This window comes from Enterobacter sp. UPMP2061 (assembly GCF_053709615.1).
Map to the genome: position 1 here is coordinate 276,800 of NZ_JBSKJP010000005.1, position 21,536 is coordinate 298,335.

General features: G+C 55.5%; 18 protein-coding genes and 5 tRNA genes. 15 read left to right on the forward strand and 8 right to left on the reverse strand.

What is annotated here, in order from left to right; genetic code table 11:
• Positions 1-26: 26 nt before the first annotated feature.
• The 5 genes from ACWKXX_RS13375 to ACWKXX_RS13395 form a co-directional block, all read right to left on the reverse strand.
• Complete coding sequence (locus ACWKXX_RS13375) at positions 27-1,307, reverse strand: MFS transporter (protein ID WP_017694735.1); 1,281 nt, start codon at positions 1,305-1,307, stop codon at positions 27-29.
• 117 nt (positions 1,308-1,424) lie between these two features.
• The gene (locus ACWKXX_RS13380; protein ID WP_261665821.1) at positions 1,425-2,363 is read right to left on the reverse strand and encodes a sugar kinase; all 939 of its coding nucleotides are present in this window, start codon (positions 2,361-2,363) and stop codon (positions 1,425-1,427) included.
• 3 nt (positions 2,364-2,366) lie between these two features.
• Positions 2,367-3,116, reverse strand: coding sequence for a sugar phosphate isomerase/epimerase family protein (locus ACWKXX_RS13385; protein ID WP_045333503.1), 750 nt, complete (start codon positions 3,114-3,116; stop codon positions 2,367-2,369).
• A gap of 102 nt (positions 3,117-3,218) precedes the next feature.
• Positions 3,219-4,235, reverse strand: a complete 1,017-nt coding sequence (locus tag ACWKXX_RS13390; protein WP_062938376.1) for a LacI family DNA-binding transcriptional regulator — start codon at positions 4,233-4,235, stop codon at positions 3,219-3,221.
• 179 nt (positions 4,236-4,414) lie between these two features.
• Positions 4,415-5,077 (reverse strand): OmpA family lipoprotein, encoded by a 663-nt coding sequence (locus ACWKXX_RS13395; RefSeq protein ID WP_015569987.1) that lies wholly within the window; start codon positions 5,075-5,077, stop codon positions 4,415-4,417.
• Positions 5,078-5,199: 122 nt separating this feature from the next.
• Here ACWKXX_RS13395 and ACWKXX_RS13400 point away from each other — a divergent pair, with 122 nt between their 5' ends.
• Positions 5,200-7,569 (forward strand): molybdopterin guanine dinucleotide-containing S/N-oxide reductase, encoded by a 2,370-nt coding sequence (locus tag ACWKXX_RS13400; RefSeq protein ID WP_044488942.1) that lies wholly within the window; start codon positions 5,200-5,202, stop codon positions 7,567-7,569.
• On the opposite strand, the gene ACWKXX_RS13405 is transcribed toward ACWKXX_RS13400, so the two are convergent.
• A complete protein-coding gene (locus tag ACWKXX_RS13405; protein ID WP_015569985.1) occupies positions 7,538-7,978 on the reverse strand; it encodes an N-acetyltransferase in 441 nt (146 codons plus the stop codon). The genes ACWKXX_RS13400 and ACWKXX_RS13405 overlap by 32 nt on opposite strands.
• A complete protein-coding gene (gene tag, locus ACWKXX_RS13410; protein WP_017383572.1) occupies positions 7,956-8,537 on the reverse strand; it encodes a DNA-3-methyladenine glycosylase I in 582 nt (193 codons plus the stop codon). Before tag ends, ACWKXX_RS13405 begins: the two co-directional genes overlap by 23 nt.
• 160 nt (positions 8,538-8,697) lie before the next feature.
• On the opposite strand from tag, the gene ACWKXX_RS13415 reads away from it, so the two are divergent.
• From ACWKXX_RS13415 to dppF, 9 genes are all read left to right on the forward strand, one after another.
• On the forward strand, positions 8,698-9,240 hold the full coding sequence (locus tag ACWKXX_RS13415; protein ID WP_015569983.1) for a hypothetical protein: 543 nt from the start codon (positions 8,698-8,700) through the stop codon (positions 9,238-9,240).
• A 238-nt stretch (positions 9,241-9,478) separates the two neighbouring features.
• A complete protein-coding gene (locus ACWKXX_RS13420) occupies positions 9,479-10,681 on the forward strand; it encodes an L-lactate MFS transporter (protein WP_015569982.1) in 1,203 nt (400 codons plus the stop codon).
• A gap of 237 nt (positions 10,682-10,918) precedes the next feature.
• On the forward strand, positions 10,919-12,613 hold the full coding sequence (eptB, locus tag ACWKXX_RS13425; protein WP_017383570.1) for a kdo(2)-lipid A phosphoethanolamine 7''-transferase: 1,695 nt from the start codon (positions 10,919-10,921) through the stop codon (positions 12,611-12,613).
• A 91-nt stretch (positions 12,614-12,704) separates the two neighbouring features.
• Positions 12,705-12,781 (forward strand) — tRNA-Pro (locus tag ACWKXX_RS13430).
• A 621-nt stretch (positions 12,782-13,402) separates the two neighbouring features.
• Positions 13,403-15,010, forward strand: coding sequence for a dipeptide ABC transporter periplasmic-binding protein DppA (gene dppA, locus ACWKXX_RS13435; protein ID WP_006177809.1), 1,608 nt, complete (start codon positions 13,403-13,405; stop codon positions 15,008-15,010).
• 161 nt (positions 15,011-15,171) lie between these two features.
• A complete protein-coding gene (dppB, locus tag ACWKXX_RS13440) occupies positions 15,172-16,191 on the forward strand; it encodes a dipeptide ABC transporter permease DppB (protein ID WP_006810536.1) in 1,020 nt (339 codons plus the stop codon).
• A 9-nt stretch (positions 16,192-16,200) separates the two neighbouring features.
• Positions 16,201-17,103 (forward strand): dipeptide ABC transporter permease DppC, encoded by a 903-nt coding sequence (gene dppC, locus ACWKXX_RS13445; RefSeq protein ID WP_017383569.1) that lies wholly within the window; start codon positions 16,201-16,203, stop codon positions 17,101-17,103.
• Between the two features lie 10 nt (positions 17,104-17,113).
• On the forward strand, positions 17,114-18,097 hold the full coding sequence (gene dppD / locus ACWKXX_RS13450; RefSeq protein ID WP_015569978.1) for a dipeptide ABC transporter ATP-binding protein: 984 nt from the start codon (positions 17,114-17,116) through the stop codon (positions 18,095-18,097).
• Positions 18,094-19,107, forward strand: a complete 1,014-nt coding sequence (dppF, locus tag ACWKXX_RS13455) for a dipeptide ABC transporter ATP-binding subunit DppF (RefSeq protein ID WP_017383568.1) — start codon at positions 18,094-18,096, stop codon at positions 19,105-19,107. Before dppD ends, dppF begins: the two co-directional genes overlap by 4 nt.
• A gap of 42 nt (positions 19,108-19,149) precedes the next feature.
• Here the strand turns inward: dppF and coaA are convergent, their stop codons facing one another.
• Positions 19,150-20,100, reverse strand: coding sequence for a type I pantothenate kinase (gene coaA / locus ACWKXX_RS13460; protein ID WP_015569977.1), 951 nt, complete (start codon positions 20,098-20,100; stop codon positions 19,150-19,152).
• A 317-nt stretch (positions 20,101-20,417) separates the two neighbouring features.
• On the opposite strand from coaA, the gene ACWKXX_RS13465 reads away from it, so the two are divergent.
• From ACWKXX_RS13465 to ACWKXX_RS13485, 5 genes are all read left to right on the forward strand, one after another.
• Positions 20,418-20,493 (forward strand) — tRNA-Thr (locus ACWKXX_RS13465).
• 8 nt (positions 20,494-20,501) lie between these two features.
• Positions 20,502-20,586, forward strand: a tRNA-Tyr gene (locus ACWKXX_RS13470).
• A gap of 116 nt (positions 20,587-20,702) precedes the next feature.
• Positions 20,703-20,777, forward strand: a tRNA-Gly gene (locus ACWKXX_RS13475).
• A gap of 6 nt (positions 20,778-20,783) precedes the next feature.
• Positions 20,784-20,859 (forward strand) — tRNA-Thr (locus ACWKXX_RS13480).
• 118 nt (positions 20,860-20,977) lie between these two features.
• On the forward strand, positions 20,978-21,536 hold a 559-nt coding region (locus tag ACWKXX_RS13485), incomplete at its 3' end, for a GTP-binding protein (RefSeq protein ID WP_072105142.1).

The window sequence follows — 21,536 nt, forward strand, 5'->3', positions numbered from 1 at the left end:
CTAATCTCCGTTGATTTTAAAAGGATTCAGGCGTGGCGTGCGCCGACGGGTAGCTGTTGATTATTAGCAGGCTTAACGATCAGAGTAAGCCATACCGAGGCAAAAAGCGCCACCCCCATAAAGATGTAAGAGGCCGACGGGCTGCCGGTGGCGCCGTTCAGATAGCCCACAAACCACGAGCCAAAGAACGAACCCAGCGCGCCCATACTGTTGATCAACGCCATCGCGCCCCCTGCGACGTTACGCGGCAGCATTTCCGGGATGATGGCAAAGAACGGACCATACGGGGCATACATGGCCGCACCCGCAATCACCAGCAGAGTGTACGAGACCCAGAAGTGGTTTGCGCCTACGGCCCAGGAGCCAATGAAGGCAAAAGCAGCGATCAGCAGCAGCGGCCAGACGAACAGCTTACGGTTTTGCAGCTTGTCCGATGCCCAGGAGACGATAATCATCGCGATGGTCGCAGCCAGGTAAGGCACCGATGACAGCCAGCCCACTTCCACCATGCCAAGGTTTTCACCGCCGCTGCGGATAATCGACGGCAGCCACAGCACAAAGCCGTACACGCCAATACTCCAGGTAAAATACTGTGCGCACAGCAGAATAACGTTCCGGGAGCGGAAGGCTTCGCCGTAGTTACGCACCGCTTTCAGCCCCTGCTGCTCTTTATCCAGCTGCGCCTGGAGTGCGGCTTTTTCGTCCTCAGAAAGCCATTTCGCCTGGGCTGGCTTATCTTTCACCAGCACCCACCAGCAGAAGGCCCAGATAATCGCGGGAACCCCTTCGATGATGAACATCTCGCGCCAGCCGAAGGACTGGATCAGATAGCCGGAAACTACCGACATCCACAGCACGGTGACCGGGTTACCGAGTATCAGGAACGTATTAGCACGTGAACGCTCAGATTTTGTGAACCAGTTGCTGATGTAAATCAGCATTGCTGGCATGACGGCCGCCTCAACCACGCCGAGAATAAAGCGAATGGCCGCCAGAGCAGGTATGTTATTCACCACGCCAGTAAGCGACGCACAGGCACCCCACAAGATCAGGCAGATGAAAATGAGCTTTCGCACGCTGCGGCGTTCAGCGTAAATCGCGCCGGGGATCTGGAAGAAGAAATAACCCAGGAAGAAGAGGGCACCCAGCAGGGAGGAGACCCCTTTGGTGATCCCGAGGTCTTCGTTGATCCCGGCGGCGGATGCGAAACTGAAGTTGGCACGATCCAGGTACGCCAGGCTGTACGTGATAAACACGATTGGCATGATGTACCACCAGCGTTTTACTGCATTGGTCGAACTGTTCATAGGCTTGCCTCTGTTGTTGAGGTTGTTGCCGCCGTTGTCTGTAGGGTACACGGTGGCTTAATTATCTGGTGCGGATTGCTGCCCTCACCCTGGCCCTCTCCCACAGGGAGAGGGAATTTAGACGCCGAGATCTGCTCGTGTTGGTAATCCTTCGCTGTCGCCCTGCACCTGAATCGCCAGCGAACCAATTTTGTTGCCTCGCGCCACGGCCTGCGACAGCGGTTTGCCCTCCAGCAGAGCGCTGATGACCCCGACGGCAAACCCATCGCCCGCGCCCACGGTATCGACCACGTTGTCGACTTTTACCGCAGCGACAGCGCCTTGCTCACCGTCGGCAGTTTTGAACCATGCGCCGTCGGCACCGGTTTTCAGCACCACGGCTTTTACCCCTCTGTTGAGGTAAAAATCAGCAATGCCTTCGGGCGTGCTTTCGCCAGTGAGGATCATTCCCTCTTTTATGCCCGGCAGAACCCAGTCCGCCTTAAATGCCAGTCGGTTGAGTTTCTCAGCCATCTCCGCTTCGCTTTTCCACAGCACCGGGCGCAGGTTCGGATCAAAGGAGATGGTTTTGCCCTGCGCTTTCATTGCCGAAGCCGCGTGATCCAGTAAATCGTACGAGCTGGCCGAGAGCGCCGCCGCCACGCCGCTCAGGTGCAGGTGGCGCGCGGAGGAGAAATACGCGGCGTGATAATCATCCACGGAGAGATGGCTTGCCGCTGAGCCTTTGCGGAAATACTCCACGATGGGATCGGTTCCATTTTCAACTTTAGATTTCAGCTGAAAGCCCGTCGCAAAGCGTCCGTCGAGGGTCACGCCTGCGGCATCAATACCCTCTTTTTTCAGCGAGTCGAGAACAAAATGGCCAAAGCTGTCATTTCCCACGCGGCTTACCCAGCCGACATTCAGCCCCAGACGCGCAAGGCCGGTAGCAACATTCAGCTCGGCACCTGCCACGCGTTTAATGAAGTGCTCCACTGCGCTCAGCTCGCCCGTTTCGGTGGCGACAAACATCGCCATGGCCTCGCCAATGGTGATGACATCCAGCGTCTTGTGCATGGTTTACTCCTCGCGCAGCAGGTTGACGTAATGGCGGGTGACGGCGGTGAGATCCGTCCCTTCCAGCGGAAATTCGATACCGCGTGGCGCATCGGCAGGGAGCTGATTAAGCAGATCCCGCCAGCGAGAATCGGCCTGATCCGGCGCGACGGCGCGGAACTGCGCCTTATGTGGGACCGCGGCCTTAACATGAATATAGCTCACGGCGGGAGCCAGCTGACGTGCAGCCTCTTCCGGGGAGTCGCCAACCCACAGCCAGTTGCCCATATCGAACGTCAGCGTGACCGGCAGCGCCATTACCCGGCAGGCGGCTTTGAAACGCTGCATCGGCGCGAGCTGCCCGCAGTCGGTCTGGTCGTTTTCCACCACCAGCGTCATGCCGCTTTCATCCAGCAGTGTGCGCAGGGCTTCAAGGGGCTGTTTGTCGCTGAAATGACCCAGCGAGACTTTAAGCCACAGCGCGTTCAGGGTGCTGGCTTCGCTAAGGTAGCGCGGGAGATCCGGGTTGAGGGTGCCATCGGGCATAAACAGGGGGGCCGGGGCGGAGTAGCACGCCAGTAAACCCAGCAGTTCAATGGACTCGCCGAGCGCAGGTAGGGCCATTAACTCGTCGTTGCTGAAGAGCTCGCGGCGGATTTCAACGCCATCAGCTCCTGCGCCGGCAATAACGGGAAGCATTGCCCGTTGACCGCCTGCCTGTCGCACCTGATCCGCACCATACGCGGCGGTGACCACCATAATTTTCCTGCTCATTTCCTGACTCCAGAGCGTAATCGATAGTATTACGCTAGATGGAACCGGTTCCAAAGAAAAGATCGGGATGCTGAATTTATGATCGCTGTCACGAAGGGGAAATTAACGGGCAGTAGAGCCGCGAACGATCAGTTCGCCGGAAAACACCTGCTCGCGTACGGCGTCGCGGGTGCCTTCAATGCGGCGAACCACTTGTTCAACCGCGGCATAGCCGATCTGCCAGGTGGGTTGTTTGAGGGTGGTGATGCCTACGCCAGCAAGTTCTGCCCACTCCAGTTCATCAAAGCCGAGTAAGCCGATGTCGCTGCCCCAGTGCAGGCCAATGCGTTTAAGCGAGCGGGCAACCTGAAGCGTCAGCGCCCCGTTCGCGGAGATCACCGCCTTGCGCATACCCCGATGGCGGGTATGGAACTGGCGCAGGGTATTATCCAGCTGCCCGGCTTCATGCAGGGGGATTTCGGCATTCTCGGCGATCATGCCGGGATATCGCGCCAGCGTGGCACGAAATGCAGCCAGGCGGTCGCGGCGGGTGTTAACCATGCCCAGCGGTTCGCTCAGGAATAAAATGGCTTCGAAGCCCTGTTCAATCAGGTGCTCAGTGGCGGTGGTGGCCGCCTGGGTGTTATCCAGCCCGACCACATCGCAGGCAAATTCCGGGATTTTTCGGTCAATAAGCACCATTGGCAGAGACGATTGTTGCAGACGATTTAGCCCCTCTTCTCGCATCCCGACGGCATTCACCACAATCCCTTCCACCTGATAGCTGCGCAGCAGATCGAGGTAATGCAGCTCCTGATCAACCTCGTTATTGGTGTTACAGACCAGCGGGGTAAAGCCTTTTTCACGGCACGCCGCTTCGATGCCGCTGAGGACGTTAACGGAATAGGGGTTGGTGATATCGGCGATGATGAGGCCAATCAGACGGGTGCGGCCCCGCTTGAGGCCGCGCGCCATCAGGCTGGGACGGTAGTCGAGATCGGCAATGGCCTGTTCGATTCGCGCCAGCAGCGCATCGGAAAGCAGGTGTTTCTCGCCGTTGAGGTAGCGTGAAATGCTGGTTTTACCGGTTTTGGCGGCTTTCGCCACGTCGCTGATGGTGGCCCGGGTTGGTTTGATCATCGCTGATTTCCCTGAATTTAGTGAGAATACCTTAGCGGGAAAATCTGGCGAATCAAGCTATTTGCCGGGTGGCGCTGCGCTTACCGGAGGTTGCGGTCTGATGCCCTCACCCCAACCCTCTCCCACGGGAGAGGGCGCAAACACTAATAACGGCAACGGGGTTGCCGTTTTGCTTTTACCTACTGCACCGGGCTTAACGTAATCTCAACGCGGCGGTTCTGCGCTTTGCCTTCCGCCGTGCTGTTGCTGGCGATCGGGTTAGCCGGACCCATGCCGCTGGTGCGGATGCGGTTCGCTTCTACGCCCTGGGCGATCAGCGAGCTGGCCACGGAATCGGCGCGCTGCTGGGACAGACGCATGTTCAGATCCTGGCTGCCGGTGCTGTCGGTGTAGCCAATCACGTTCACGGCAGTTTTATTGTACTCTTTCAGCACTGCGGCCACGCCGGTCAGGGTGTTTGCGCCTGCGGGTTTCAGCGTCGCGCTGCTGCTGTCAAAGGTCACGTTGTTTGGCATGTTCAGGATGATGTTGTCACCGCTGCGCGTCACGCTCACGCCCGTACCTTTCATTTTGTCACGCAGTTTTGCTTCCTGCACGTCCATGTAATAACCCACGCCGCCGCCCAGGGCTGCGCCTGCCGCTGCGCCAATCAGCGCACCTTTGCCGCGATCTTTCTTGGAGGAGGAGAGTGCGCCAACGCCAGCGCCCACCAGGGAACCAATACCCGCGCCAATGCCGGATTTGCCCGCTTCGCGTTCACCGGTGTAAGGGTTGGTTGTGCAGCCAGAAACAGCCAGTGCGCCGCTCACCAGAGCGGCAATAACGAGTACGCGTTTTTTCATCTTATTTCCTTAATCCTTTTTATTCTTTGCCACGATGGACGTGGCAGTGGATTATGACGTCCGGATACGGAGAAAATTCAGTGTATAACTCTGAAATTTGTCACAAACGATAAACTGCCTCAATGAAAGGCCGAAACACCTGCACGCAACCAGGAGCGCACGCTTTGAGCACCTCAACAAAAACCATTCTGACCGCCGCCCACTGGGGGCCGATGCTGGTCGAAACCGATGGCGACACTGTGCTGTCGTCTCGCGGGGCTTTGCCTTCGCGCCATCTCAACTCTTTACAGACCGTCGTTCGCGATCAGGTACACAGTAAAACCCGCGTCCGCTGGCCGATGGTGCGTAAAGGCTTTCTGGCGTCACCGGATAAGCCGCAGGGTATTCGTGGGCAGGATGAGTTCGTACGCGTGAGCTGGGACGACGCGCTGGCGCTGATCCATACCCAGCATAAACGCATTCGCGACAGCTATGGCCCGTCGTCCATTTTTGCCGGCTCCTATGGCTGGCGCTCGAACGGCGTGCTGCATAAGGCCGCAACCCTGCTGCAACGCTATATGAGCCTGGCCGGAGGATACACCGGCCATCTGGGCGATTACTCGACCGGCGCGGCGCAGGCAATCATGCCGTATGTCGTGGGCGGGAATGAGGTTTATCAGCAGCAGACCAGCTGGCCGCTGGTGCTGGAGCATGCGGAGGTGGTGGTGCTCTGGAGCGCCAACCCGCTCAATACCCTGAAAATTGCCTGGAATGCGTCCGACGAGCAGGGCGTTTCCTACTTTGATGCGCTGCGCAAAAGCGGCAAGCGCATCATCTGTATCGATCCGATGCGTTCTGAAACGCTGGATTTCTTCGGCGACAGCGCCGAGTGGATCGCGCCGCATATGGGCACCGACGTGGCGATGATGCTGGGCATCGCCCACACCCTGGTGGAGAACGGCTGGCACGATACGGAATTTCTGGCGCGCTGCACCACGGGCTTCGATAAATTTGCCGACTACCTGACGGGACAAACCGACGGTATCGCCAAAACCGCAGAGTGGGCTGCGGCGATTTGCGGCGTTGATGCCGTTAAAATCCGCGAACTGGCGACGTTATTCCATAGCCGTGTCACGATGCTCATGTCCGGCTGGGGGATGCAGCGCCAGCAGTTTGGCGAGCAGAAGCACTGGATGCTGGTGACGCTCGCCGCGATGCTCGGGCAGATTGGCACACCCGGCGGCGGTTTTGGGCTTTCCTATCACTTTGCTAACGGCGGCAACCCGACGCGAAAAGCGGCGGTGCTGGCCTCCATGCAGGGCTCGGTGCAGGGTGGCGTGGACGCTGTAGATAAAATTCCGGTGGCACGCATTGTTGAAGCCCTGGAGAACCCAGGCGGGTTTTATCAGCACAACGGCCAGGATCGGCATTTCCCGGATATTAAGTTTGTCTGGTGGGCGGGTGGGGCCAACTTCACCCATCACCAGGATACTAACCGCCTGATCCGCGCCTGGCAGAAACCGGAACTGGTGGTGATCTCGGAGTGCTTCTGGACCGCGTCAGCGAAACATGCCGATATCGTTTTGCCCGCCACGACCTCGTTCGAGCGTAACGATCTCACCATGACGGGGGATTACAGTAATCAGCATATGGTGCCGATGAAGCGCGTCGTGGCTCCCCGGGATGAAGCGCGGGATGATTTTGATGTCTTTGCCGACCTGAGTGAAATGTGGGAAGCGGGCGGTCGGGAGCGTTTCACCGAGGGCAAAACGGATCTGCAATGGCTGGAAACATTTTACCAGATTGCCAGCCAGCGCGGGGCTGCGCAGGGCGTGACGCTGCCGCCATTTGCTGAATTCTGGGAGGCGAATCAACTCTTCGAAATGCCGGAAAGCGAGCAGAATGCGCGGTTTGTGCGCTTTGCTGACTTCCGTCGCGATCCGGAGAATCATCCGTTAAAAACCGAAAGCGGGAAGATTGTGATCTACAGCGAACGCATCGCCAGCTTTGGCTACGCGGACTGTCCGCCACATCCGGCGTGGCTGGAGCCGGACGAATGGCATGGTAATGCGCAGCCGGGGCAGCTTCAGCTGCTGTCTGCCCATCCCGCCCATCGTCTGCACAGCCAGCTCAACTATTCGGCTTTGCGCGAGCAGTATGCGGTGGCGGGTCGTGAGCCGATTGCGCTGAACAGCGATGACGCAAAGGCGCGGGGGATTAACCACGGCGACCTCGTTCGGGTCTGGAACGCGCGCGGGCAGGTGCTGGCCGGTGCCGTGGTGAGTGACGGGATCCGCCCTGGCGTTTTCTGCATTCATCAGGGCGCATGGCCTGATCTGGCGCTGGACGAGGGCGGTATTTGTAAGAACGGCGCCGTAAACGTGCTGACCAAAGATCTCCCCAGCTCGAAGCTGGGGAATGGCTGCGCGGGGAATACGGCGCTGGCATGGGTGGAGAAATATGAGGGGCCGGCGCTTACCCTTACGGCGTTTGATCCGCCTGCCAGCTCATGATCCACGTCGGGTGTTGGGTATCATCCTGCCAGGCGCTGTCTTCGATGCGAAAACCCTGAGCATGATAGAAATTCACCGCCCGCACGTTTTTCTGATACACCTCCAGAGTTAAATACGGATAGTGCTGCTGAACGTGGTTCAGCAGCGCACGCCCGATCCCCTTTCCGATGAACGCCGGGGCGATAAACAACGCCCCCACGAACTGGAACTGCATGACGCTGATAAAACCGCACAGGGTACCGTTTTCTTCCCAGACCCAGGTCTCGGCGGCGGGAAGGTATTCATCCCGCACTACCGCTTCATTCGCTTGCCAGTAACTTGCGTCGATAAACGGATGCGCCTCGGTGGTGCTCTCCAGCCACAGACTCAAAAGCGGAGCGGTGTCCTCACTTTGCCATTTGCGGATCATGGTGGCCCTCCGGATGGCAGAAGCAGCCCGTAATGTGGTCATTGACCAGCCCGCAGGCCTGCATAAAGGAGTAACAGATGGTGGTGCCCACAAACTTAAAGCCGCGTTTTTTCAGCGCTTTCGACAGGGCATCTGAGGCGGGGGTCGACGTTGGGATCTCTGCAAGCGTGGCGGCCTGCGTCACCTTCGGCTCGTTATCCACAAACGACCAGACGAATGCTGAGAAGGGTTCGCCGTTTTGCTCCATCGCCAGATAAGCACGCGCGTTACCAATAATGGCCTGAATTTTACCGCGATGGCGGATGATACCGGTATCCAGAACCAGCCTTTCCACGTCGTCGTCGGTCATGGCGGCAACCGCAGCCGGATCGAACTGGTGGAAGGCTTTGCGATAGTTCTCACGCTTTTTCAGAACGGTGATCCACGACAGTCCGGCCTGCTGGCCTTCAAGGCAAATCATTTCAAACAGTTTTTTACCGTCGGTTTCCGGTACGCCCCATTCCTTGTCGTGATAATCGATATAAAGCTGATCCTGGCTTACCCAGCCGCAACGTTGCATAGGTCATCTCCCTTCCTGATACGGTAAACGCAAAAATTTCAATCTGCCCGGCTTGACGTGTCTGCTAAAGAGACAATAGTTAATACAGGGCTATACGCCCTAATACCTCTTCGAACAATGACATATATCGCCGAACTCGGCTCTTTCTGGAGTCGCTTTGATGATGATAAAAAAAATCAGTGGTCGCCATGCTGCTTCTGGCCTGGTGGGTGTTTCAGTCTGCCTGCTTTTTTGTAACACCGCTTTTGCGTGGCAACAGGAATATATCGTTTCAGATGCTCAAAGTAATACGATGGAACGCTATACATGGGACGCCGATCACCAACCTCGTTATGAAGATATTCTCGCGGAGCGTATTAACCGTACGCAGAATGCTGCGGGGTTTACCCTGAACGATCCCTCCGGTTCGGATGCGGAAACCGTTCTGAGCGTTGGCTGGAATTTTCCCGTGGCGGGACATTTCACCACCGGGCCCGTAATGGCGTGGCGCACTGATGGCGCTCCCTCCGCACCAGTGAATGCGTTTGAGGATACAACCACCACGCAGTCGCTTACCGATCCACTCTGGCATGCCAGCGTGAACTCATTGGGGTGGCGTGTCGATACGCAGTATGGTGATTTACACCCCTGGGCGAAGATCAGCTATAACCAGCAAACTGAAGAAGAATATTTATATACGCTGGGATTGAGCGCCAAATTTTAAAGGGTTGTCACTTTTTTAAACGCTGCCGTAACATATTTAATACAATAACGGCAGGGACTGTAGCGATAGTGATCGCTCACCTTTGAGCTTTTTCTTCTCCGGCAAGGTCATTCATTCCCGCTTCCAGGCATTTCATTCCGTTTCTCCTGCATTTCATGCCGTTTTACCCCTGGCGTTATGGGGTTTTGTTTATCGTGTCCTCAGCGAATTTCCTTAATTTATCTTGCAGGACACTGCCATGAACACATCAACTTATAACCGCACGCGTTGGCTGACGCTATTCGGCACCATCGTTACCCAGTTCGCACTGGGATCGGTCTATACCTGGAGCCTGTTTAACAGCGCCCTGTCTGATAAGATCGGCGCGCCGATAAGCCAGGTGGCGTTCTCCTTCGGCTTGCTGAGTCTTGGGTTAGCAATTTCCTCTTCCGTGGCGGGCAAACTTCAGGAGCGCTTCGGCGTGAAGCGTGTAACCATGGCCTCCGGGATCTTGCTGGGCGTGGGCTTCTTCCTGACGGCATATTCCGACAACCTGATGATGCTGTGGCTGAGCGCCGGGGTGCTGGTGGGGCTGGCGGACGGCGCAGGTTACCTGCTGACGCTGTCTAACTGCGTGAAGTGGTTCCCGGAGCGTAAAGGGCTTATCTCCGCGTTTGCCATTGGTTCATATGGCCTGGGCAGCCTTGGCTTCAAATTCATCGATGCGCATCTGCTGGCCTCGGTGGGGCTTGAGAAAACCTTTATGATCTGGGGCGTGATTGTGCTGGTGATGATCCTCTTCGGCGCAACGCTGATGAAAGACGCGCCGCAGCAGGAAGTGAAAACCGTTAACGGTGTGGTGGAGAATGATTTCACCCTTGCACAGTCCATGCGTAAACCGCAGTACTGGATGCTGGCGGTGATGTTCCTGACGGCCTGCATGAGCGGTCTGTATGTCATCGGCGTGGCGAAAGATATCGCGCAGGGAATGGTGAAACTGGACGCGGCGACGGCGGCGAACGCGGTAACGGTCATCTCCATCGCTAACCTCTCGGGTCGTCTGGTACTGGGTATCCTGTCTGACAAAATCGCCAGGATCCGCGTGATTACGCTGGGGCAGGTGATCTCCCTGGTGGGGATGGCAGCGTTGCTGTTCGCTCCGCTGAACGAAGCGACATTCTTTGCGGCGATAGCCTGCGTAGCCTTTAACTTTGGCGGCACCATTACCGTCTTCCCGTCGCTGGTGAGCGAGTTCTTCGGGCTGAACAATCTGGCGAAAAACTACGGTGTGATTTATCTCGGCTTCGGTATCGGCAGTATTTGCGGATCGCTGATTGCCTCGCTGTTTGGTGGCTTCTACGTGACATTCTGCGTGATATTTGCCTTGCTGATTATTTCACTGGCGCTGTCCACCACGATTCGTCAGCCGCAACGCGAGGTCTATAAAGAAGCGCATGCATGATTCGATAAAAAGGGGCGCAGGGCCTCTTTTTTTATCGCAATATCACTTCCGGACTTGTTATTTTGTAAAAATTTTCATCGATTCACATTCTCTGCTGCCACTTTTCTTCCTCGCTGTGGTCTACTTATCGCGCTTGTAGACGTTTCTGATAACGCTTTATCTCGCACCTACTTACTCTGTCTGCTTTCTCAATGAGATTCGGCGGGTCTTTATACCCCTTCCCCCAGGGTTGTTTGCATGAAATATATCAGGTCTCTTACCCAGCAAAGATTGTGTCTGATGCTGGCTGTCTATATCGGTTTGTTTCTGAATGGCGCGGTGCTGTTCAGAAGAGTGGAAGGTTATTTTGAACACCTCACCGTAAGAAACGGGATTTTCGCCGCGATTGAAGTGTTTGGCTCAATTCTGGCAACCTTCTTCCTGCTACGTCTGCTCTCGCTTTTTGGCAGACGTACATGGCAGGTTCTGGCCTCGCTGGTGGTGATTATCTCTGCCGCCGCAAGCTATTACATGACATTCATGAATGTGGTCATTGGCTACGGTATTGTGGCCTCGGTGATGACCACGGACATCGACCTCTCGAAAGAGGTGGTGGGGCAAGGGTTCATCATGTGGACGATTTTGACCTGCCTGATCCCGCTCTTCTTTATCTGGAGTAATACCTGTCGCTATACCCTGTTACGCCAGCTGCGTACCCGTGGGCAACGCATCCGCAACGTCGCCGTCGTTCTTCTGGCGGGTCTGCTGGTATGGGCGCCTATTCGCCTGATGGAAAAACAGCAAAAGCGGATCGAAAAAGCGACAGGCGTAGATATGCCAAGCTACGGCGGCGTGGTGGCTAACTCGTATCTGCCGTCTAACTGGCTGTCGGCGTTAGGTCTCTATGCCTGGGCTCAGGCGGACGAATCCAGCGATGTGAAATCGCTGATTAACCCGACCAAAAAGTTCACCTACCAGGCTCCGGCTGACGGACTGGATGATACTTACGTGGTCTTCGTTATCGGAGAAACGACGCGCTGGGATCATATGGGGATTCTCGGTTATGACCGCGATACCACCCCGAAACTGGCGCAGGAAAAGAACCTGGTGGCATACCGCGGCTACTCCTGCGATACCGCCACGAAGCTTTCGTTGCGCTGTATGTTTGTTCGTGAGGGCGGTGCGAGTGATAATCCTCAGCGCACTCTCAAAGAGCAAAACGTGTTTGCTGTTCTGAAGCAGCTTGGATTTAGCTCCGATCTGTTCGCCATGCAAAGTGAGATGTGGTTCTACACCAACACCATGGCGGATAACATCGCCTACCGCGAGCAGATTGGCGCCGAGCCGCGTAACCGCGGAAAGAACGTTGATGATATGCTGCTGCTCTCTGAGATGGAACAGTCGCTGAAAAACCATCCGCAGGGTAAGCACCTTATTGTTCTGCATACCAAAGGTTCACACTACAGCTACTATCAGCGTTACACGCGCGATTTCGCCAAATGGACGCCTGAGTGCGTCGGCATTAACAAGAACTGTAGCAAGCAGGAGCTGATCAATGCCTATGATAACTCGATTCTGTATGTGGATACCTTCCTCAGCCGGGTGATCGACCAGCTTCGCGATAAGAAAGCGATTGTGATTTACGCGGCCGACCACGGCGAGTCCATCAACGAGAAAGAGCATTTACACGGCACGCCGCGTAAGCTGGCCCCGCCTGAGCAGTTCCGCGTGCCGATGATCATGTGGATGTCGGATAAGTACCTGGAAAACCCGGACAAAGCCAAAATGTTTGCCCATCTGAAACAGCAGGCAGAGATCAAGGTACCGCGCCGTCACGTTGAGCTGTACGACACCATTATGGGTTGTCTCGGCTATACCTCACCGAACGGTGGGATTAACGAAAACAACAACTGGTGTAAACTCCCTGATAACACCACAAAAGCCGCGCAGTAGCTGGTCTGGCGAGAATATCGCCAGTTGAATGGCTTTTTGAAAATAAGGGATTGACGGGGGCGCACCTCAGCAGTAAGATGCGCTCCGCATTCGGCGAGTAGCGCAGCTTGGTAGCGCAACTGGTTTGGGACCAGTGGGTCGGAGGTTCGAATCCTCTCTCGCCGACCACATTCTAAAAAGGGCTAACCGCAAGGTTAGCCCTTTTTGCATTAACGCGTTACCCCGCACGAGTCCTCAAAATACCCCTTAGCCCTGCTTCCCCCTGCCTGCTTGCGGTTTTGTGACATAATCCATTGTATTTTTTTATATATAGTTTGATCTTTTTTCGCGTTGCTTATGGATAACCTCAGCATTTTTCGCTGTGCGTTTTAACGTTCGCGGTATTTAGTGCTCAGATAATCACCATTCTGTAAGAAAATTTACCCATTCTGAATAAAACTTAATCACTGAGTGTTGCGAAATATGAAGATAATTGTGCTGCATCATGGCGAGTAGCATAAATTTCTCTGCTGAAAACTCACGGTCAGGGTTTTTTTAATCTTTGTTTGCGGTTTCTCACACTCCACGTAAATCCCCGCCACCTGTATTGACGTTTTCACATTCTGTTGACAGATTGTAGGGCACGAGGGGCATTTCAGGGAGGATCTGCGCTGCAACTCAAACGCTCTTCTGAAAGGATTCTCTATCCCTTTTAACGCCTTCGGGCATCACCGACCGGACCGGGTAAAAAATAAATAAAGGTCAGGCGGCGTAACACAACAAAGCAAAACATCACATTGGAGCACAATAATGAGTATTTCCTTGAAGAAGTCAGGGATGCTGAAGCTTGGTCTGAGCCTGGTGGCCATGACCGTTGCAGCAAGCGTACAGGCAAAAACCCTGGTTTACTGTTCTGAAGGCTCTCCGGAAGGCTTTAACCCACAGCTCTTTACCTCTGGTACGACTTACGACGCAAGCTCTGTACCGATCTATAACCGTCTGGTTGAATTTAAAACCGGCACCACGGAAGTAATTCCTGGCCTGGCTGAAAAGTGGGATGTCAGCGAAGACGGTAAAACCTATACCTTCCACCTGCGCCAGGGCGTGAAGTGGCAGGACAGCAAAGAATTTAAACCTACGCGCGACTTTAACGCCGACGACGTTGTGTTCTCCTTCGACCGTCAGAAAAATGCCCAGAACCCGTACCATAAAGTGTCTGGCGGCAGCTATGAATACTTCGAAGGGATGGGTCTGCCAGACCTGATCGCTGAAGTGAAAAAAGTGGACGATAAAACCGTTCAGTTTGTGCTGACGCGTCCGGAAGCGCCATTCCTGGCTGACCTGGCGATGGACTTCGCCTCGATTCTCTCTAAAGAGTACGCGGACAACATGCTGAAAGCCGGCACGCCGGAAAAAGTGGACCTGAACCCAATCGGTACCGGCCCGTTCCAGCTGCTTCAGTACCAGAAAGATTCCCGTATTCTGTATAAAGCCTTCCCGGGCTACTGGGGCACCAAGCCGCAGATCGACCGTCTGGTCTTCTCCATCACGCCTGACGCATCCGTGCGTTACGCAAAATTGCAGAAAAACGAATGTCAGGTGATGCCGTATCCAAACCCGGCTGACATCGCGCGCATGAAGCAGGACAAAAATATCAACCTGCTGGAGCAGGCGGGCCTGAACGTGGGTTATCTCTCCTTCAACACCGAGAAGAAACCGTTCGATGACGTGAAAGTGCGCCAGGCGCTGACTTACGCGGTGAACAAAGAAGCGATCATCAAAGCCGTTTACCAGGGCGCGGGCGTTGCGGCCAAGAACCTGATCCCACCAACCATGTGGGGCTATAACGACGACATTAAGGACTACACCTACGATCCTGAGAAAGCGAAAGCGCTGCTGAAAGAAGCGGGCCAGGACAAAGGCTTCACCGTCGAGCTGTGGGCGATGCCGGTACAGCGTCCTTACAACCCGAACGCACGTCGTATGGCGGAAATGGTTCAGGCTGACTGGGCGAAGATTGGCGTACAGGCCAAGATTGTGACCTACGAGTGGGGCGAGTACCTGAAGCGCGCCAAAGCGGGCGAACACCAGGCGGTCATGATGGGCTGGACCGGCGACAACGGGGATCCGGACAACTTCTTCGCGACCCTGTTCAGCTGTGCGGCAGCGAAAGACGGTTCTAACTACTCTCGCTGGTGCTACAAGCCGTTTGAAGACCTGATCCAGCCGGCGCGTGCGACCGACGATCACAACAAACGTATTGAACTGTACAAGCAAGCGCAGGTTGTTATGCACGATCAGGCCCCGGCGCTGATTGTTGCTCACTCCACCGTGTACGAGCCAGTGCGTAAAGAAGTGAAGGGCTACGTGGTTGATCCACTGGGCAAACACCACTTCGAAAACGTATCTGTTGAATAATAAGTAGGGTGTTCTCCCTCTCCCTGTGGGAGAGGGCAGGGGTGAGGGGCGTGCATGCATCCCCTCATCCTAACCCTCTCCCACAGGGAGAGGGAATTTACATTTGTGAGCAATACAGACGTCACGCCACTGGGCGTGCGTCATCAGAGAGAATCCGGGTTATGTTGCAGTTCATCCTCCGACGTCTGGGACTGGTTATCCCGACGTTTATCGGTATCACCCTTCTCACTTTTGCCTTCGTCCATATGATCCCGGGTGACCCGGTAATGATTATGGCGGGCGAGCGTGGTATCTCCCCTGAACGTCATGCGCAACTGCTGGCTGAACTCGGCCTTGATAAGCCGATGTGGCAGCAGTATCTCCACTATATCTGGGGTGTGTTGCACGGCGATTTAGGGATTTCACTGAAAAGCCGTCTTCCGGTGTGGGACGAGTTCGTACCGCGCTTTAAAGCGACGCTGGAACTCGGTATCTGCGCCATGATCTTCGCGACCGCGGTAGGGATCCCCGTTGGCGTACTGGCTGCCGTTAAGCGTGGCTCTATTTTCGACCACACCGCTGTTGGCCTGGCACTGACCGGCTACTCCATGCCTATCTTCTGGTGGGGCATGATGCTGATCATGCTGGTCTCGGTGCAGTGGAACCTGACGCCGGTCTCCGGACGCGTCAGCGACATGGTTTTCCTTGACGACACCAACCCGTTAACCGGCTTTATGCTGATTGATACGGCGATCTGGGGCGAAGAGGGCAACTTCATTGATGCGGTTGCGCACATGATCCTGCCTGCAATGGTGCTGGGCACCATCCCTCTGGCGGTGATCGTGCGTATGACCCGTTCCTCCATGCTGGAAGTGCTGGGCGAGGATTATATTCGTACTGCCCGCGCTAAAGGCCTGACCCGTATGCGCGTCATCATCATTCATGCCCTGCGTAACGCTATGCTGCCGGTGGTAACCGTTATCGGTTTGCAGGTCGGTACGCTGCTGGCGGGGGCGATCCTGACCGAAACCATCTTCTCCTGGCCGGGTCTTGGACGCTGGCTGATTGATGCGCTGCAACGCCGTGACTATCCGGTTGTGCAGGGCGGTGTACTGCTGGTCGCGACGATGATTATCCTCGTCAACCTGCTGGTCGATTTGCTGTACGGCGTGGTGAACCCGCGTATTCGTCATAAGAAGTAAGGGGCCATCATGTCACAAGTTACTCAAAATAAAGTGGTCACCGCACCGGTGCCAATGACGCCGATGCAGGAGTTCTGGCACTACTTCAAGCGCAACAAAGGCGCGGTCGTCGGGCTGGTGTATGTTTCCATCATGATCCTGATTGCGGTGTTTGCGAACTTCCTTGCGCCGTATAACCCGGCTGATCAGTTCCGCGATGCGCTGCTGGCACCTCCTGCATGGCAGGACGGCGGAAGCCTGACGCACCTGCTGGGCACCGACGACGTGGGCCGCGATGTGCTGTCGCGCCTGATGTACGGCGCACGCCTGTCGCTGCTGGTTGGCTGCCTCGTTGTCGTACTGTCGCTGATCATGGGGATCGTACTCGGCCTGGTGGCAGGCTACTTCGGCGGCATTGTTGATAACATCATCATGCGCGTCGTCGACATTATGCTGGCATTGCCAAGCCTGCTGCTGGCGCTGGTGCTGGTGGCGATCTTTGGTCCGTCGATTGGTAACGCCGCGCTTGCGCTGACGTTTGTTGCGCTACCGCATTACGTGCGTCTGACCCGTGCGGCGGTGCTGGTGGAAGTGAACCGGGACTACGTTACCGCCTCTCGCGTGGCGGGTGCCGGTGCTATGCGTCAGATGTTTATCAATATCTTCCCAAACTGCCTTGCGCCGCTGATTGTTCAGGCGTCGCTCGGTTTCTCTAACGCCATTCTTGATATGGCCGCTCTTGGCTTCCTTGGCATGGGTGCGCAGCCGCCAACACCGGAGTGGGGCACCATGCTCTCCGACGTGTTGCAGTTCGCGCAAAGCGCCTGGTGGGTCGTCACCTTCCCGGGTCTGGCGATTCTGCTGACGGTGCTGGCATTTAACCTGATGGGTGACGGTCTGCGTGATGCACTTGATCCCAAACTGAAGCAGTAAGAGGCACGAGATGGCGTTATTAAATGTAGATAAATTATCCGTGCACTTTGGCGACGAAGGCACACCGTTTCGCGCCGTGGACCGCATCAGCTACAGCGTTAATCAGGGCGAAGTGGTCGGGATTGTAGGAGAGTCGGGCTCCGGTAAGTCAGTGAGTTCGCTGGCGATTATGGGGCTGATTGACTACCCCGGTCGCGTGATGGCGGAAAATCTGGAGTTCAACGGTCAGGATCTGAAGCGCATTTCCGAAAAACAGCGCCGCCAGCTGGTGGGCGCGGAAGTGGCGATGATCTTCCAGGACCCCATGACCAGCCTGAACCCATGCTACACCGTCGGTTTCCAGATTATGGAAGCCATTAAGGTGCATCAGGGCGGGAATAAGAAAACCCGTCGCCAGCGTGCTATCGATCTGCTGAACCTGGTGGGGATACCTGACCCAGCATCGCGTCTGGACGTTTACCCGCATCAGCTTTCCGGCGGCATGAGCCAGCGCGTGATGATCGCCATGGCGATTGCCTGTCGACCAAAACTGCTGATTGCGGATGAACCAACTACCGCGCTGGACGTAACCATCCAGGCGCAAATCATCGAGCTGCTGCTGGAGTTGCAGCAGAAAGAGAATATGGCGCTGGTGCTGATTACGCACGACCTGGCGCTGGTGGCGGAAGCGGCACACAAAATCATCGTGATGTATGCGGGTCAGGTAGTGGAGACCGGAAGTTCGCACGATATCTTCCGCGCGCCGCGTCACCCGTATACGCAGGCGTTACTGCGCGCGCTGCCGGAGTTTGCCCAGGACAAAGCGCGTCTGGCGTCACTGCCGGGTGTGGTTCCGGGTAAATATGACCGTCCGCAGGGCTGCCTGCTGAATCCGCGCTGCCCGTATGCGACGGATAAATGCCGCGCCGAGGAGCCAGAGCTGAATCTGCTGGCCGATGGTCGGCAGTCAAAATGCCACTACCCACTCGATGATGCCGGGAGGCCAACACTATGAGTACGCACGAGGCCACCACGCAACAGCCGCTGTTGCAGGCTATCGACCTGAAAAAACATTACCCGGTGAAGAAAGGGATTTTTGCCCCCGAGCGCCTGGTAAAAGCGCTGGACGGCGTCTCCTTCAGTCTTGAACGCGGTAAAACGCTGGCGGTCGTCGGGGAGTCGGGCTGTGGGAAATCCACGCTGGGCCGTCTGCTGACGATGATTGAAACGCCAACCGGCGGCGAGCTTTACTATCAGGGCCAGGATCTGCTCAAGCACGATCCGCAGGCGCAGAAGCTGCGTCGTCAAAAAATCCAGATTGTGTTCCAGAACCCGTACGGTTCTTTAAACCCGCGTAAAAAAGTGGGGCAGATTCTGGAAGAGCCGCTGCTGATTAACAGCAATCTGAGCAAAGAGCAGCGTCGTGAAAAAGCGCTGGCGATGATGGCGAAGGTGGGGCTTAAAACCGAGCATTACGATCGCTACCCGCATATGTTCTCTGGCGGTCAGCGTCAGCGTATTGCCATCGCCCGTGGGCTGATGCTTGACCCGGACGTGGTGATTGCCGATGAGCCGGTCTCAGCGCTTGACGTGTCCGTTCGTGCGCAGGTGCTTAACCTGATGATGGATTTACAGCAGGATCTGGGACTGTCGTACGTCTTCATCTCCCATGACCTGTCCGTGGTTGAGCACATTGCCGATGAGGTGATGGTGATGTATCTGGGACGCTGCGTGGAGAAGGGGACGAAAGATCAGATCTTTACTAACCCGCGTCATCCGTATACGCAGGCGCTGCTGTCTGCAACGCCGCGGCTGAACCCGGATGACCGCCGGGAGCGCATTAAGCTGACCGGCGAGTTGCCAAGCCCACTTAACCCGCCGCCGGGATGTGCGTTCAACGCCCGCTGCCGTCGCCGCTTCGGTCCGTGCACGCAGTTGCAGCCACAACTGAAGGATTATGGCGGACAGCTGGTGGCCTGCTTCGCAGTCGATCAGGATGAAAACGGCGAAAAGCCGCAGGCATAAATAAAAAAACCGGCGTTAAGCCGGTTTTTTTACGTCTGAGGTCTACTTCCGTAAACGAATCTGGTCGACGGCGTGTTTCTCACTCTTGGTGAGGATCAGGCTTGCACGTTCGCGCGTCGGCAGGATGTTCTCTTTGAGGTTGACGTAGTTGATCTCATTCCACAGCCCGGTCGCCACGCTGATAGCCTCTTCTTCAGAGAGCTGGGCGTAGTTGTGGAAGTAGGAATCCGGGTCGGTGAACGCGCCTTCGCGGAACTTCAGGAAGCGGTTGATATACCAGCGTTGCAGCAAATCTTCCGGCGCATCGACATAAATTGAGAAATCGACAAAGTCAGAGACAAACACATGATGCGGATCGTGAGGATAATCCATCCCGCTTTGCAGGACGTTTAAGCCTTCCAGAATCAGGATGTCGGGCTGCACAACCGTTTTGTCGCCATCCGGGATGCGGTCGTAGATCAGATGCGAGTAAACCGGCGCGGTAACGTGAGGTACGCCCGATTTTAGATCTGAAACAAACTTTACCAGGCGGTGCATATCATAAGAGAGCGGGAAGCCCTTCTTTTTCATCAGGCCGCGTTCTTTCAACACCTCGTTGGGATGCAGGAAGCCGTCGGTGGTGATCAGCTCCACGCTGCGGTGTTCCGGCCAGCGGCTCAGCAGCGCCTGTAGCACGCGCGCGGTGGTACTTTTACCCACTGCCACGCTGCCCGCAATACTGATGATATAAGGAATACGTTGACCGTTCGTGCCGAGGAACTGTTCCAGTACGGCCTGACGGCGCAAATTGGAGCTGATATAGAAGTTAAGCAAGCGAGAAAGGGGGAGATAGATTTCTGCCACCTCTTCCAGGGAGAGATCTTCGTTTATCCCTTTTAGCCGTGCGATTTCACCTTCCGTCAGTGTCATAGGGACGGAGTCACGCAGGGCTGCCCACTGGCTACGGTTAAACTGAAGATAGGGCGTCATTAACGTTTGCTCTTTTTTGCTCATAAGCATGCTTCTGTGAACCATCACGAAACGGCGGGTGCGGGCTCATCACATAGTTAATTTTGGACAATGGGCAGGAGGTTAACACCAGATGAGAGGAATAATAAGAAAAAATATGGGAAAGCGATGCTTAACCGGGCAGGCATCACCTGGGGCTATAGCGTGCCGAAATCAGGCGTTCATGTTGAATTTTTAACCGTGAGCGGATGAATTTACAGCGGTTAGCCCTGGTTTCGAATAAAATGTGAGCGAAAGAACGTTTTATGCAATTTTTTAGTTGCATGACTGCGCAGGTCTCCATAGAATGCGCGCTACTTGATGCCGACTTAGCTCAGTAGGTAGAGCAACTGACTTGTAATCAGTAGGTCACCAGTTCGATTCCGGTAGTCGGCACCATCAAGTCCGGTGGGGTTCCCGAGCGGCCAAAGGGAGCAGACTGTAAATCTGCCGTCACAGACTTCGAAGGTTCGAATCCTTCCCCCACCACCACTTTCTGGCAGCGTCAACGCCGCCGGAGCTGGTTGGAAAAATTGACCAGCTCGAACAGAAAAGAGAGAAATCTCTTTTTTTGTTACAGAAAGAACTGGGTAGCCGAGTTTCAGGATGCGGGCATCGTATAATGGCTATTACCTCAGCCTTCCAAGCTGATGATGCGGGTTCGATTCCCGCTGCCCGCTCCAATACGTGCTGATATGGCTCAGTTGGTAGAGCGCACCCTTGGTAAGGGTGAGGTCCCCAGTTCGACTCTGGGTATCAGCACCACTTCACTTCTCCCTCCCTTTCTCTCTGTTTCAATGTAAATGTATTCAACAGTTCAGGCATTTTCGCCTGGTTGATGTGGTGATATCACCGATTTATCCGTGTCTTAGAGGGACAATCGATGTCTAAAGAAAAGTTTGAACGTACAAAACCGCACGTTAACGTCGGTACTATCGGCCACGTTGACCATGGTAAAACAACGCTGACCGCTGCAATCACTACCGTACTGGCTAAAACCTACGGCGGTGCTGCTCGTGCTTTCGACCAGATCGATAACGCACCAGAAGAAAAAGCTCGTGGTATCACCATCAACACCTCTCACGTTGAGTATGACACCCCGACTCGCCACTACGCACACGTAGACTGCCCAGGCCACGCCGACTATGTTAAAAACATGATCACCGGTGCTGCGCAGATGGACGGCGCGATCCTGGTTGTTGCTGCGACTGACGGCCCTATGCCTCAGACTCGTGAGCACATCCTGCTGGGTCGTCAGGTAGGCGTTCCTTACATCATCGTGTTCCTGAACAAATGCGACATGGTTGATGACGAAGAGCTGCTGGAACTGGTAGAGATGGAAGTTCGTGAACTGCTGTCTCAGTACGATTTCCCAGGCGACGACACTCCAATCGTTCGTGGTTCCGCGCTGAAAGCGCTGGAAGGCGACGCAGAGTGGGAAG